16 protein-coding genes are annotated in these 14,602 nt (G+C 35.7%); all 16 read right to left on the minus strand.

The window, feature by feature from the left end; translation table 11 throughout:
- Window positions 1-21 precede the first annotated feature (21 nt).
- The 16 genes from JK636_RS18235 to JK636_RS18310 all read right to left on the minus strand — a co-directional run bounded on the left by JK636_RS18235 (window position 22) and on the right by JK636_RS18310 (window position 14,587).
- Window positions 22-1,371 carry an acetyl-CoA carboxylase biotin carboxylase subunit gene (locus JK636_RS18235; RefSeq protein ID WP_202750417.1) on the minus strand — a complete coding sequence of 450 codons (1,350 nt, stop codon included), beginning with the start codon at window positions 1,369-1,371 and terminating at the stop codon, window positions 22-24.
- 44 nt (window positions 1,372-1,415) lie between these two features.
- Window positions 1,416-1,838 carry a 3-hydroxyacyl-ACP dehydratase FabZ gene (fabZ, locus tag JK636_RS18240; protein ID WP_034570701.1) on the minus strand — a complete coding sequence of 141 codons (423 nt, stop codon included), beginning with the start codon at window positions 1,836-1,838 and terminating at the stop codon, window positions 1,416-1,418.
- Window positions 1,839-1,851: 13 nt separating this feature from the next.
- A complete protein-coding gene (gene accB / locus JK636_RS18245) occupies window positions 1,852-2,322 on the minus strand; it encodes an acetyl-CoA carboxylase biotin carboxyl carrier protein (RefSeq protein ID WP_202750418.1) in 471 nt (156 codons plus the stop codon).
- A gap of 12 nt (window positions 2,323-2,334) precedes the next feature.
- Window positions 2,335-3,576 carry a beta-ketoacyl-ACP synthase II gene (gene fabF / locus JK636_RS18250; RefSeq protein WP_202750419.1) on the minus strand — a complete coding sequence of 414 codons (1,242 nt, stop codon included), beginning with the start codon at window positions 3,574-3,576 and terminating at the stop codon, window positions 2,335-2,337.
- A gap of 23 nt (window positions 3,577-3,599) precedes the next feature.
- On the minus strand, window positions 3,600-4,340 hold the full coding sequence (gene fabG, locus JK636_RS18255; protein ID WP_202750420.1) for a 3-oxoacyl-[acyl-carrier-protein] reductase: 741 nt from the start codon (window positions 4,338-4,340) through the stop codon (window positions 3,600-3,602).
- A 3-nt stretch (window positions 4,341-4,343) separates the two neighbouring features.
- Window positions 4,344-5,285, minus strand: coding sequence for an ACP S-malonyltransferase (gene fabD / locus JK636_RS18260; RefSeq protein ID WP_202750421.1), 942 nt, complete (start codon window positions 5,283-5,285; stop codon window positions 4,344-4,346).
- Between the two features lie 107 nt (window positions 5,286-5,392).
- A complete protein-coding gene (gene fabK / locus JK636_RS18265) occupies window positions 5,393-6,325 on the minus strand; it encodes an enoyl-[acyl-carrier-protein] reductase FabK (protein ID WP_021655651.1) in 933 nt (310 codons plus the stop codon).
- Window positions 6,326-6,339: 14 nt separating this feature from the next.
- Entirely contained in the window at window positions 6,340-6,564 is a 225-nt protein-coding gene (acpP, locus tag JK636_RS18270; RefSeq protein WP_202750422.1) for an acyl carrier protein, read from the minus strand.
- A gap of 122 nt (window positions 6,565-6,686) precedes the next feature.
- The gene (locus JK636_RS18275; RefSeq protein ID WP_202750423.1) at window positions 6,687-7,664 is read right to left on the minus strand and encodes a beta-ketoacyl-ACP synthase III; all 978 of its coding nucleotides are present in this window, start codon (window positions 7,662-7,664) and stop codon (window positions 6,687-6,689) included.
- The gene (locus JK636_RS18280; protein ID WP_202750424.1) at window positions 7,664-8,131 is read right to left on the minus strand and encodes a MarR family winged helix-turn-helix transcriptional regulator; all 468 of its coding nucleotides are present in this window, start codon (window positions 8,129-8,131) and stop codon (window positions 7,664-7,666) included. Before JK636_RS18280 ends, JK636_RS18275 begins: the two co-directional genes overlap by 1 nt.
- A gap of 23 nt (window positions 8,132-8,154) precedes the next feature.
- The gene (locus JK636_RS18285; RefSeq protein ID WP_202750425.1) at window positions 8,155-9,231 is read right to left on the minus strand and encodes an NAD(P)H-dependent flavin oxidoreductase; all 1,077 of its coding nucleotides are present in this window, start codon (window positions 9,229-9,231) and stop codon (window positions 8,155-8,157) included.
- Window positions 9,232-9,441: 210 nt separating this feature from the next.
- The gene (locus tag JK636_RS18290; RefSeq protein WP_202750426.1) at window positions 9,442-10,674 is read right to left on the minus strand and encodes an MDR family MFS transporter; all 1,233 of its coding nucleotides are present in this window, start codon (window positions 10,672-10,674) and stop codon (window positions 9,442-9,444) included.
- A gap of 117 nt (window positions 10,675-10,791) precedes the next feature.
- A complete protein-coding gene (locus JK636_RS18295) occupies window positions 10,792-12,027 on the minus strand; it encodes a competence/damage-inducible protein A (protein WP_202750427.1) in 1,236 nt (411 codons plus the stop codon).
- A gap of 137 nt (window positions 12,028-12,164) precedes the next feature.
- Window positions 12,165-12,866: a DUF1287 domain-containing protein gene (locus JK636_RS18300; RefSeq protein ID WP_202750428.1), complete on the minus strand. Its 702-nt coding sequence runs from the start codon at window positions 12,864-12,866 to the stop codon at window positions 12,165-12,167.
- Window positions 12,867-12,960: 94 nt separating this feature from the next.
- Window positions 12,961-13,665, minus strand: a complete 705-nt coding sequence (locus tag JK636_RS18305) for a superoxide dismutase (RefSeq protein ID WP_202750429.1) — start codon at window positions 13,663-13,665, stop codon at window positions 12,961-12,963.
- Between the two features lie 127 nt (window positions 13,666-13,792).
- Entirely contained in the window at window positions 13,793-14,587 is a 795-nt protein-coding gene (locus tag JK636_RS18310) for an SDR family oxidoreductase (RefSeq protein ID WP_202750430.1), read from the minus strand.
- Window positions 14,588-14,602: the final 15 nt, after the last annotated feature.

The following is a 14,602-nucleotide window of genomic DNA, read 5'->3' on the forward strand; positions in this document are numbered from 1 at the left end:
TCACCAACTTCCAGATTGAGATTAAACATTGATTTTAAGCACATTTGCAATAAAGCCTGTGTCAAAATTCCCGCTTGCAAATACTTCATTGCTTAAAATTTCAAATTGAAACTCTATATTAGTATCTATTCCATCTATTACAAACTCACCAAGAGCTCTTTTCATTCTATTAATAGCTTCTTCACGAGTTTTTCCATGAACGATAAGTTTACCTATCATAGAATCATAGGTAGGAGGTATTACATATCCCTGATAAGCAGCACTATCTAATCTTACTCCAAGACCTCCTGGTATATGCAGTCTCTGGATTTTCCCTGGAGATGGTCTGAAGCCCTGTTCAGGATTTTCAGCATTAATACGGCATTCTATAGCATGACCACTTATTTTTACATCCTCCTGAGAAATCTGAAGTCTTTCTCCTGCTGCTATTCTTATCTGCTCTTTTATCAGGTCTAATCCGGTAACCATTTCAGTTATAGGATGCTCAACCTGAATACGAGTATTCATTTCCATAAAGTAGTACTTACCATGCTTATCAAAAAGAAACTCAATAGTTCCAGCATTTTTATAATTAACAGCTTTAGCAGCCTTCACAGCTACTTCTCCCATTTCTTTTCTTAAAGCCTCACTCATTACAGGTGATGGAGCTTCTTCTAAAACCTTTTGGTTTCTTCTTTGTATTGAGCAGTCTCTTTCCCCAAGATAAATAGTATTTCCATAGTTATCCGCTAGTATTTGAAACTCTATATGCCTTGGATTCTCAACAAACTTTTCAACATACATAGTATCATCGCCAAAAGCACTTTTAGCTTCAGACTTTGCAGTTTCAAAAGCCTTAGAAAACTCTTCAGGGTACTTAACTATTCTTATACCTCTGCCGCCACCTCCTGCTGAAGCCTTAACGAGCACAGGATAGCCTATTTTTTCAGCAAGCTTAAGCCCTTCCTCAATAGTTTCTATTGCCCCGGCAGACCCCGGAACAACAGGAACATTAGCCTCCATCATAATTTCTCTAGCCTTTGACTTGTTGCCCATCTTATCCATACTTTCAGGATCAGGACCTATAAAAGTGATATTACATTCTTTGCACATCTGAGCAAACTCACTGTTTTCAGATAAAAATCCAAAACCAGGATGTATAGCTTCAGCACCAGAAAGTACTGTAGCACTTATAATATTTTGCATATTCAGATAGCTGTCTCTTGCCCTTGCTGGTCCTATGCAAATAGCTTCATCTGCCATTTCTGTATGAAGAGCATCTTTATCAGTCTGTGAATAAACGGCAACAGTTTCTATTCCCATTTCTCTGCAGGCTCTTATGATTCTAACAGCTATTTCTCCTCTGTTTGCAATAAGTATCTTCTTAAACATACTTTTCTCTCCTCATAAACCCGCCCTGCCAATAGTTCAATATTTTACTGAACTATAAATGATAACTCGGCTTCTGCCGCTTTTTTATCATCAACATAGGCAATTGCTTTTCCTATTCCAACAGGTCCTTTTCTCTTAATAATCTCAACCTCAAGCCTTAATGTATCACCAGGAAATACTTTTTTTCTAAACTTAGCTCTGTCTATTCCTGTAAAGTAGCCTATTTTACCTTTAAATTCTTCAAGGCTTAACATTGCTACTGCTCCAACCTGAGCTAATGCTTCAATTATAAGTACTCCAGGCATTACAGGCTCCTCTGGAAAATGTCCTTGAAAGAAATATTCATTGAAGGTTACATTTTTATAGCCTACAGCTTTAATGCCAGGTTCTAAACTCTCGATTTTATCTATAAGAAGGAAAGGATACCTATGAGGTAATATTTCCTGAATTTCTTTTATATTTAACATAAGCTTCTCCCTATTATATAATTCTAAATAATGGCTGACCATATTCAACCATTTGTTCATTTTCAACTAGAACTTCTACTACTTCTCCATCTACTTCACTATCTATTTCGTTCATAAGCTTCATAGCTTCTATAATACAAAGAGTATCTCCCTTTTTAACTCTGCTTCCTACTTTTACAAAAGATTCTTTATCTGGCCCCTGGGAAGCATAAAAAGTTCCTACTATAGGAGAAGTTACAATAGTGCCTTCTTTTTTAACTTCTTCAACTCTTGGCTGCACTTTTTCTTCTGAAGTCATGAGCTCAGCTGCCGCTTGAGGTATCTCCTCCACTGAAACCTTTTTAATAGTTTCAGTAATTTTTTCTACTGCAGTCTCCTGCTTTTTCTCAAGCTTTATCTTTATACCTTCTGTTTCAAGTTCTACAAGAGTTAATTTAGAATCGCTTACTGTCTTTATCAATTCTTGGATTGCTTTATAATCCATAATTTTCTCTCCTTATTTTTCATTCCAAACTTTAAAAACAACAGTTGCATTATGCCCGCCAAAACCTAAAGAGTTGGACATTGCATATTTTACTTCAGCTTTTCTGCCTGTGTTTGGAACATAGTCTAAATCACAATCTGGATCAGGTGTACTGTAGCCTATAGTTGGAGGCACAAAACCTTCTTCTATTGCCTTTATGCATACAATACCTTCAATAGCTCCTGCTGCTCCTAATAAATGTCCAGTCATAGATTTCGTTGAGCTTACAGGTACTTTATAAGCATATTCACCTAATACAGTTTTAATAGCCATAGTTTCAAATTTGTCATTAAAAGGAGTACTTGTTCCATGAGCATTAATATATGAAACTTCAGAAGGTTCTATTCCTGCATCTTCTATAGCAAGCTTCATTGCCCTTGCACCGCCTTCACCATCTGGTGCTGGTGCTGTCATATGGTAAGCGTCGCAGGTTGATCCGTAGCCAACAAGCTCAGCATAAATTTTTGCTCCTCTTTTTTGTGCATGCTCAAGTGTTTCTAAAATTAAAATTCCAGCACCTTCTCCAATTACAAAACCGCTTCTGTTTGCATCAAAAGGAGTTGAAGCATTTTTAGGATCATTGCTGTTAGTTAATGCAGTCATATTTGTAAAACCTGCAACTGCTATTTCAGTAATAGAGCCTTCTGCTCCTCCAGCTATAATCACATCTGCTGCTCCAAGCTGAAGAAGTCTTAAGGCATCTCCAATAGCATTGGTTCCGGTAGCACAAGCTGTAACTACGGAAGTACACATACCCTTTGCTCCGTATTTTATAGCAATATTACCTGCAGCCATGTTGCTTATTGCCATTGGTATAAATAAAGGTGATACCCTGTTTGGTCCTTTTTCAACTAAGTTTCTAACTTCCTTTTCTATTGTAGAAAGTCCACCTATACCTGAACCAACAACTACTCCTAATCTTTCTTTATCTATACTTTCTAAATCGAGTCCTGAGTCTTCAACAGCCTCTTTAGCTGCTGCCATCGCAAATTGACAGTATCTGTCCATTCTTCTTGCTTCTTTTCTGTCAACATAATCTTCAGGTTTAAAATCCTTAACCTCAGCTGCAACTTTAACCTTAAATTTTTCTGTATCAAAGTGTGTAATAAAATCTACTCCACACTTTCCCTCTTTAATACCCTTCCAAAAACTATTAACATCATTACCTACTGGAGTTATCGCTCCCATTCCAGTAACAACTACTCTATTTTTCATATCGATACCATCCTCTTAAATTTTTACATTACCATACCGCCATCAACATTTATAACCTGACCTGTAATATAGCTTGCATTATCAGAGGCTAAAAAACCTGCTAAATTAGCTACATCTTCAGGACTTCCAAGTTTTCTAAGCGGCACGTTTTCCAAAAGCTTTTCCTTAACTTTATCTGATAAAACTTCAGTCATATCAGTAGATATAAAGCCTGGTGCTATTGCATTAACTGTTATTCCTCTGCCGCCTAATTCCTTTGCAATAGATTTTGTAAAACCAATTATGCCCGCCTTTGCTGCAGCATAATTCGCCTGACCTGCATTACCAATAAGACCGATTACTGAAGAAATGTTTATTATTCTTCCGCTCTTTTGCTTAAGCATTATGGCACTGGCATGTTTTGTACAATTAAACACGCCTTTTAGATTTACTTCCAATACTTTGTCGAAATCTTCTTCCTTCATTCTAAGTAAAAGAGTATCTTTTGTTATGCCTGCATTATTAACAAGTATATCCAATCTTCCAAACTTCTCTACAGCAAACTTTATAACTTTTTCAGCATCTTCAAGACTGCTTACATCTCCTTGAACAGCCTCTGCATTTCCACCGTTACTTTTTATCTCGTCAATAAGCTCCTGCGCTTCTTTTATACTGCTTCTATAATTAATAACTACACTGGCTCCAAGCTTTGACAACTTCAAAGCTATTGCTCTTCCAATTCCTCTTCCTGCTCCAGTTACTACTGCAACCTTTCCAGTTAGCATAACTTATCTCTCCTGACTATTTAATGTTTCTACAGCCTTTTCTAAAGACTTCATATCTTCTATATTTACTACTTTAACTTTTCTATCAATCTTTTTAACAAATCCGCTTAATACTTTTCCTGGTCCTAGCTCTATAAAGGTATCAACACCATCATCAAGCATTCTCTTTATGGTATTTTCCCAAAGCACTGAACTCATAACCTGTTTCTTAAGAAGTTCTTTGACTTCTTCTGTGCTTCCTACATAATCAGCAGTTACATTAGTTATGATAGGAGTTTTAACATTTCCTAGTTCAATATTTTTTAATTCTTCTTCAAGCTTATCAGCTGCCGGTTTCAGCATTGAGGTATGAAAAGGCGCACTTACTGAAAGAGGCATTACTTTTGCTCCCTTTTCCTTTGCCTTTTCTGAAGCCGCCTTAACAGCTTCAATTTCTCCGCCAATAACTATTTGTCCTGGGCAATTAAAATTAGCAGGTTCAACTATTCCTAAAGAACTTGCTTCCCTGCAGATTTCTCTTACATCCTCAGAAGATAAACCAAGGATTGCTGCCATTGTGCCTACGCCTTCTGGTACAGCTTCCTGCATAAATCTTCCTCTTTTTCTAACAAGTTTAACCGCATCGCTAAAGTTTAAAACTCCGCTGCAGACTAAAGCAGAATATTCTCCCAAGCTAAGTCCTGCAGTAAAGTCAGGTTTAATTCCTTTTTCCTCTAATGCCTTAAGTGCAGCTATGCTTGTTGTTAAAACTGCTGGTTGTGTATTTTCTGTCTTATCTAAATTTTCTTTGGGTCCTTCAAAGCATAATTTGCTAATTTCAAAGCCTAATGCCTTATCCGCCTCTTCAAATATCTTTTTAGAAGCTTCTATGTTATCTGCAAGTTCCTTTCCCATGCCCGCATATTGAGCACCCTGACCTGCAAAAATAAATGCAACCTTATCCATAACTCCTCCTTACAGTCGGAAGCACTGAGCAATTAACGATTACTCGCTTCCGCTCGCTAATTGCTCGTTAAAGCCCATTTAGGGCTTTAACCTCCTATTTCCTGGCCTTAAACAAACTTTTTTATTACTGCTTCTGCTTCAGTGAACATTTCTTCAACTATCTCTTTGCAGCTTTGCTTTTTATTTACAAGACCGGCAATTTGCCCTGCCATTACAGAACCGAAGTCTGTATCTCCTTCTCTTACAGCCTTAGGTAGACGACCTCTTCCAAGTTCTTCATACTCTTCTGCAGCTGCACCGTTTTTCTCAAGAAGCTGGAATTGTCTAGCTAGTTTATTTCTTAAAATTCTTACAGGGTGTCCTGTTGCTCTTCCTGTAACAACTGTATCTATATCTCCTGCATCTAAAACCTTTTGTTTATAGTTTTCATGAATATTACATTCATCAGCAACTAAAAATCTAGTACCAACCTGCACACCTTGTGCACCAAGCATAAATGCTGCTGCAACTCCTCTTCCATCACCAACTCCGCCAGCCGCAATTACAGGTATATTTACTGCGCTGACTACTTGAGGAACTAAGGACATTGTAGTAAGCTCTCCAATGTGTCCTCCTGATTCACAGCCTTCAGCCACAACAGCGTCGGCCCCTGTTCTTTCCATTCTCTTAGCTAAAGCTACAGATGGAACAACAGGAATAACTATAATCCCATGGGCTTTCCACATCTCTATGTACTTGCCTGGATTTCCTGCACCTGTGGTTACTACCTTGACTCCTTCTTCGCAAACAAGCTTAGCTAAAGCTTCAGCATTGTCACTTAAAAGCATTATGTTAACTCCAAAAGGCTTATCAGTTAAAGCCTTGGTCTTTCTTATTTCATCTCTTATATAATCAACCGGCGCATTAGCTCCTGCTATAAGACCTAAGCCTCCGGCATTTGATACTGCTGCAGCTAAAGAGCTATCTGCAACCCAAGCCATTCCCCCTTGAATAATAGGGTACTTTATTCCTATCATGTCGCATAAAGCTGATTTAAACATAGCTACCTCCAAGCTTAATTTTCTACTCTTGCTTCCACATACTTAACTGCATCTTCAACAGTTTTGATGCTCTCTGCATCTTCAATTTGAACATTAAAAGCTTCTTCAAGCTCAATTATTATTTGGAAAAGATCCAATGAATCTACTCCTAAATCTTCAAAGCTTGTCTCTAACTTAATTTCTTCCTCATCAATTCCTAACTGGCTTCCTATTACTTCTCTAATCTTTTCAAATATCATTTTTAACATCCTCCAATTTAATCTTTATTTGTATTATTTATCTTTGTTATTAATTTATGAAAATCCCGTTAGGGATTTTATGCAATGATTATTAATTATTCATTCTTAATTCTTCATTTTTCTTAGTACTGCCACTCTACAAGTCCTGCAGACCAAGTAAGTCCTGCTCCAAAAGCAACTAAAATTAATTTGTCACCTTTTTTAATTAATCCTTTATCAAGCATTTCATCTAATGCTATAGGAATACTTGCTGCTGAAGTATTTCCGTATTTTTGAAGATTCATAAAGAATTTTTCTTCCGGAAGTTTAAGTTTTCTTGCAGCATACTCAATAATTCTGTAATTTGCCTGATGAGGCACAATGTACTTTATATCATCAATGTTTAATCCACTGTCTTTAAGTACTTTATCGATTGCCTCTAAAATAATGCTTGTGGCAAACTTAAATACTTCTCTGCCATCCATAAAAATCTTTATATCATCAATCTTTTCTGGTGTTACAAAAGGATTTTTAACAGGTACACAATTTATTCCCAATACCCCTGCTTTTCTTCCATCAGCACCATTAAATAGGGATGTTACTCCTTTTTCTTCACTAGGTACTAAAACTGCTGCTCCAGCACCATCACCAAACAGTACGCAAGTACTTCTATCTGTCCAATCAGTTATTTTCGAAAGTACATCTGCTCCTATAACAAGTGCTGCCTTGCTTTGACCTGTTTTAATAAACTGTGAAGCTGTATTTAAAGCATATATAAATCCTGAACAGGCCGCAGATATATCAAAGCATGCTGCATTAAAAGCTCCTATCTTTTCTTGAACAAATACAGCTGTTGCAGGAGTTAATGCATCAGGAGTAGAAGTAGCCAGTACAATCAAATCTATATCTTCAGGCTTTAATCCTGCTTTATCTAAAGCGTTTAGTGCAGCCTTAGAAGCTAAATCTGATGTATTTTCACCTTCAGAAATTCTTCTTTCCCTTATTCCTGTTCTAGTTGTTATCCACTCATCATTTGTATCCACAATTTTAGATAAATCTTCATTAGTCATAACTCTTTGAGGAACAGCGCTGCCTATTCCTAATATTTTAACTTCTTTCATTATCTTTCTCCCTTACCTTCAGTCAAATTGTATTTTGACTTAAAGAAATTATTTAGCTTCTCAAGAGAACCAACAAGCACTTGCTCCTGCTCTTCACTTAGGCCTTCAACAGTAGCTCTTACCATATCCTTATGAAACTTATCATGTATTCTATAAGCAAGTTTTCCTCTTTTAGTAAGCTGTACTAAAACAACTCTTCTGTCTTCTTCGATTCTCTTTCTCTCTACATAACCTTTTTTAACAAGATTATTGATAGCCGTGGTTAAAGTTCCAACAGTTATCTTTAAATCATAAGCTACCTCTGACATACTTCTTGCTTCATACATTCCTATTGCATCAATAGTATGCATTTCAGTAATTGATAGATCTTTAAATTCACCTTCGCTTAAAGCTCTTTGTTCTATTACTAAGATGTCATTAAAAATATCTACCAAAAGCTCATTTACTACATTTATAGTTTTACTCATAATTTATATATATATCCCCCTTCTTAATCGAGGTTTTTTTCTGCTTCATCTGTCAATTCCTTAATAAGTTCTTTTACAGTTACGATTTTATCAATCCTATAAGCATTGCTTCCTGTAAATATAAGTCCTTCTTCAATATTTCCTTTTACAGCTTCAATAAGTGCCTTAGAGATACAATATGGAGTTGTAGCTGGATTACAAGGTTTTAAACAGTTATAACATCTTGTAACCTTAATATTCTCTTCATCCAGCTTTTCTAAAAAGGAATTTTGTACAGCTCTTCCAGGCATTCCTACAGGACTCTTAACAAGTCTTATATCCTCTTTACGCGAATTCACGTATGCCATTTTATATTTTATATCAGCATCGCATTCTTCTGTAGCAACAAATCTTGTAGCCATCTGAACTCCAGCTGCACCTTCTTTTATAGCCTCTGCTATATCTTCACCAGTATAAATTCCTCCAGCAGCAACTACTGGAATTTTTTTATTATGTTTTTCTTCAAAAGGCTTAAGTACTTCTATAACACTCTTTACTATATCCATTAACTTTGGCTTATTTTCTGAAATTAATTCATCTTTAGAAAAGCCCAAGTGTCCTCCTGCTTCCGGTCCTTCAACAACAACCAAATCTGGTATGCGTGAATACTTGTGATCCCAAAGCTTCGTTATTACCATTGCAGCCTTTGCTGAAGAAACTATTGGAGCTATTTTTGTACTAGAACCATTAACAAGCTTTGGAAGCTCTGTTGGAAGTCCTGCTCCTGAGATTATTAAATCTATTTTTTCCTCTACTACAGCTTCAATCGTTTCTTTATAGTTATTCATTGCAACCATTACATTAACAGCTATTATACCCTTAGGGCTTAATTCTCTTGCTTTTCTAATTTCATTTTTCATAGCTCTTATGTTAGCTTCTTCAGTATTAGTCTCAAAATCAGGCTCGCTAAAACCAATTTGAGCACTTGATATAACTCCAACCCCTCCCTCATTAGCCACTGCTGAGGCAAGTTTTGAACGGGATACTCCTACGCCCATACCGCCTTGAATTATTGGAACTGCTGCTACTAACTCACCTATATTTAAAGGAGGTAGTTTCATAATATCCTCTCCTATTTATTTGATTTTCAAATGTTTTGATAATCAAATCATTTATTTTGATAATCAAAGTATATAAGAAAGTTAAAATACTGTCAACCTATTTCCAGAAAAAAACTTTTTAAGGATTTATGAACAATAATAAAAGCACTTACCTATAAAAGATTAGTGCTTTTTCTAATTATATACTTTTTTAAGTACCAGTACTAAATTCTAATTCTCAGCATTTTTGCTGTCCATTATCTCCAAAAGTCTCATAAGCACAGCTGAAACAACACCTAATGCTCCGATAAAGAACCATCCGCTTTCTATACTATGGTTTGTAATAAAACCGCCCATTAGCATAGGTCCAAGAGTATAACCTGCTCCAAAAATCATTGGCAATATAGAGCTTATCCTTCCTCTATGAGAAGCTGGAGTATGATTAGCTATAAAGGTAGATGAATTTATTGATATCATTATTTCTCCAAGTGTCATAATTAAGATTGAAATGAAAAACAGAGGTATTATCTTTATAAAAGCAAACATTCCAAATGCTATACCATAGAATAACCCTCCTAAGGCTATAACCTTTATAGGCTTAGTATGGTGAGTTATCTTTGATATAAGAGGAGTAAATAATATTACAACCAAACCATTAAAGCTTGCTAAAGCACCGTAGTAAGCAGCACCATTATCTTTAAACATTTCTCCAAGCTGAATTGGCAGTGTAAAACCCCATTGTGAATATGCAAAATCAATACAAAATAATATTAATGAAAAGTATATAAGAATAGGTCTTTGCAGAAGTACTTTAAATGCAGAGCCTTCAACTTCCTTTTCAAGCTTCCTGTTTTCTTCAGTATCTGAAACAGTTTTATCATGTATGGTTTCCCTAACGTATATTACTACAAGAATTAAAGAAATTATTGTAGTCAAACCATCCCCGATAAATACCAAAGGAAGATATTTTTTATATAAAAATCCTCCTATGATAGGTCCAATTGCAAAGCCTAAGTTCCACCCCATATATACTAAGGAGTAGGCTCCTTTTCTATTTTCAGGAGTTGTTAAATCTGCAAGCAATGCATCATAAGCCGGTGAAGATAACGCATACAAAAGCGACGACAAAGCCAGCACATAAGTCATTGTCATATTCGGCTTCATAAAACCGCAGCTAATTACTGCCACTGCACCAAGTGCTTGGGAAATTATAATTATTCTTTTTCTGCCTATTGTATCAACTAATTTCCCCCCAATAATCATACTTGGTGCACCAAGAAGGCTAAGTATAGTTATGTAAGTGCCTGCTTCTCCTTTTGAAAGACCGATTTTTTCAGTTAATATAAGTGCCAGCAAAGGATAAACAAAAGCTCCAATACTGTTTATAACTCTGGATATAAAAATAACATATATCTCTTTAGGCATACCTTTGTAAGGATCAAAAAGCCTCTTTATCTTCCCCATAGTTTCTCCCCCTATCAATCCATATATTGTTAGAATACTTTAATCTCAAAGTAATAGCAATGATATTTTCTGAATAATAAAAAAACTTCTATGAAAATTCATAGAAGTTTTAAGCACTTACCTATTTAAAAGCTCTCTTCTTAGCCAGTCTAGTATATTTACTACTGTACGATTTCTTACCTTTTGTCTGTCTCCAGACATATTAAGCTCTCTAACCTTAGTTTCACCATTTATATACATTCCTACATAAACAAGGCCTACAGGCTTTTCTTCAGTTCCTCCGCCTGGTCCTGCTATTCCTGTTACAGATATTCCTACATTTGTTCCGGCAGCTCTTGCAATTCCAACTGCCATTTCTCTAGCGGTTTCTTCACTTACTGCACCATATTTTTTCAGTGTTTCTCCCTTAACTCCAAGCCTTTTCATCTTAGCTTCGTTGCTGTATGTCACAGCACCTTCCATGAAAACTGTTGAGATTCCTGGATAATTTATTAATGTTCCCGCAAGTAGTCCTCCTGTACAAGACTCTGCTGTAGATATAGTTAAATTTTTCTTAACCAGCATTTCTCCTACAACAAAATCTAAAGAGGTTTCACCTTCAGCATAAATATTATCTCCAAGTCTTTCTCGTATTTCTTTTTCCATAGGAACAATAAGTTTTTCTGCTTCCTCTTTAGTATTTGCTTTAGCTGTTATTCTAAGTATTGCTTCAAAATCCTTTGCATAGGGTGCAACTGTTGGATTTGTCTGCTTATCTATAATATCCTGGACCTTCTCTGCCATTGCACTTTCTCCAAGTCCAGAAACCCTCAATATTTTTGAAACTAAGATCCCATCCGAAAACTTTTGCAAGTATCTTACTGCATGATTATCAAACATTGGAATCATTTCCTTTGGTGGTCCAGGAAGCATTATTAAAACCTTATTATTCCCTTCTATTATACATCCCGGTGCAGTTCCATTAGGATTTGGAAGGACTGTAGCTCCTCCAGGAATAAGTGCTTGTTTTCTGTTGCCTTCACTCATAGTTCTGTTTAATCTTTTGAAATAATCTTCTATGTACTCTAGTGATTCATTATGTAAAACCAGCTCTTTATTAAAATACTTTGCACCTATTTCTTTTGTTAAATCATCCTTTGTAGGTCCTAAGCCGCCTGTTGCTATTACTATGTCAGCTCTTTCAAAAGCTTGCGTATAAGCCTTTAAAAGTCTTTCCTCATTATCTCCAACCACAGTTTGATGGTAAACCGATATTCCTAAATCAGCTAGTCTTTTAGAAAGATACTGAGCATTTGTATTTACGATATCACCTAACAGTATCTCTGTTCCTACAGCTAAAATTTCTGCTCTCATAAGCAAATCTCCTTCCTATATTCTTTTGTATTATGCATAGCAGCTATATTATTTATATTTATATATAAAAATTGTATAGCAAATATCGTTGCTATACAATTTAATTCTTCATTATTCATTCTTAATTCTTTATTTAATTAATACTTCCATCTATAGTGTCCATAAATATTAGGTGCCCAATAAACCAAACTACTGCTTTCTTTAGCGTGAGGTGTTGTATTATGAATTACTTTAGGCACTCCATCCTTATCTCTTTTATCTGAAACAATGGCTATATGTTCAAAAGGCTGCATTATAATAACTATATCTCCAGGCTGCCACTGCTTAAGATTATCTACATCAAAGGGCTTAAGCTCTTTAGTTAAATTTTCGGCATTTCTCTTTAAAAATACATCAAGATTTTTAACCCTTCTAAAATCTATATTGGGATCTGGTTTTCCATTTACCCTTGGATATAGATTCATATTTTGCTTAATATCTTTATCTACCATGGTCTTTAAATCTATCCCTGCACCTTTAAGCCCTCTCCAAATAACATCTGTGCATACACCTTCATTTTCTGGAGGATATCCGCCAACATAATATGCATCCTTATATATTGTCTCGTTCTCTGCTTCTTTTCTAGCTGCATTAACTACATCTATACAGTCAGGAGTTCCGTTTTTATTGTTATCTGCATTGGAGTACTCCTCTGGCACTTCTACTCCTTTAATATTTTTCGCATGCTTAAGCCCCAGCTCCAGATAATATTTAATATTTATATCATATTTAACTATGATATAAATCCCTGCACAAGCTATAATCAGCAGTACTATCAAAACATAAATAAGTCTTTTCATATCCTTCCCCCATACCCTATTACCATTTTAAACACAAAATGCACCCAGCAATTTAAAATTAATCTTGAAATTACTAGGTGCTTCAATTTACATTTTATTTATACCTTTTTTCAACTTCATCCCAGTTTACAACCTTCCACCAGTTATCTATATAGTCTCCTCGCTTGTTTTGATATTTTAAATAATAAGCATGCTCCCAGACATCAAGGCCCATTATAGGTGTTATTCCAACCATTATTGGACTGTCCTGATTTGGTGTGGATATAATTTTAAGTTTTCCATCTCTATCTTTTATAAGCCATGCCCATCCGCTTCCAAACCTGTTTAAAGCTGCTGTTTTAAATTCTTTTTTAAAATTATCAAAACTTCCAAAGTTCTTTACTATGTCTTCCATTAGCTTTCCTTTAGGCTCTCCACCTTTGTCCTTGCCCATTATAGTCCAAAACAGGCTGTGATTATAATGTCCGCCTCCATTATTTCTTATGGTTTCTTTTACATCATTAGGCAGCTTATCTAGATTACTTAGTAGATATTCAAGAGATTTATCCTTAAGCTCTGGATATTTATTTACAGCTTCATTAAGCTTTTCAACATAGGCTGCATGGTGTTTGTCGTGATGTATCATCATAGTTTGAGTATCTATGTACGGCTCTAAAGCATCATAACTGTAGGGAAGGTCGGGAAGCTTAAAAGGTCCTCCTGCAGGCTCACTTGCTCTTACAGAGCTAATAGGTATTAATGCAATAGCTAGTGCCCCGCATAGTATGAAAAACAACTTTTTGATTCTTAAAATACTCATGGATATCCCTTCTTTCGTAAAAATTTAATTAAATTCACGTTATAGTTATACCCAAAACTGTTTTATATTATAAAAATCCTTAGTTAAGTAGCTATTTAGTCGTTTATCATAACCCTAACATTGCTTCCTACCTTTTAAAGCCGCCTTCGGAATGTATTACCTGCCCCGTTATCCACTGAGCCTCATCACTTGCCAAAAATGCTATTAATCTAGCGGCATCCTCTGGTTTACCTATCCTTCCAAAAGGAAATGCTTTAATAATTTCCTTTTCTAATTCTTCAGTAATCCATCCCGAATCTGTTGGTCCCGGATTAACCGCATTAACAGTTATTCCCTTGCAAGCAACTGCAGCAGAAAGTGTGTATGTAATTGTTTCTATAGCTCCTTTAGTAATTGCATAGGACAGTTCATCAGGCATAGGTCCAAGTGACTGACCGGAGGTTAAGTTAATAATCCTTCCTCCCGAGCCTTTATTAAAGCCTTTTGCAAACTCAGTACTCAATAAGGTATTTGCCCTTATATTTATAATGTAATGAGCATTAAGACTTTCTGCTGTAATATTTTCAAAATTATCATTAACAGAATAGCAGGCATTATTCACTAAAATATCAGGATAACCTAATGTTTCTTTAACCCTATTAAGAAGCTTTGAATAAGAATTTATATCTGACAAATCTAATTCCATGCTTTCAACTCTTATTCCAAATCCTCTTAATTCTTCAATAAGGCTGTAAGGCTCATCTGATTTTACGCCAACAGAAAGGCAGTTATCGTAATTAGTCCAATATGTGAAAAATACATCTGCTCCCCTAAGAGCAAGTTCTCTGCATATTGCAGCTCCTATTCCCTTAAGCCTGCTTGCTCCGGTAACCAATGCAAGTTTTCCCTTTAAAGAGCCATAGTTGATGCTTAAATTATCCATATTTGTCACCTTACC

It is taken from the genome of Clostridium rhizosphaerae (assembly GCF_016765585.1).
GTDB lineage: Bacteria > Bacillota > Clostridia > Clostridiales > Clostridiaceae > Clostridium_AT > Clostridium_AT rhizosphaerae.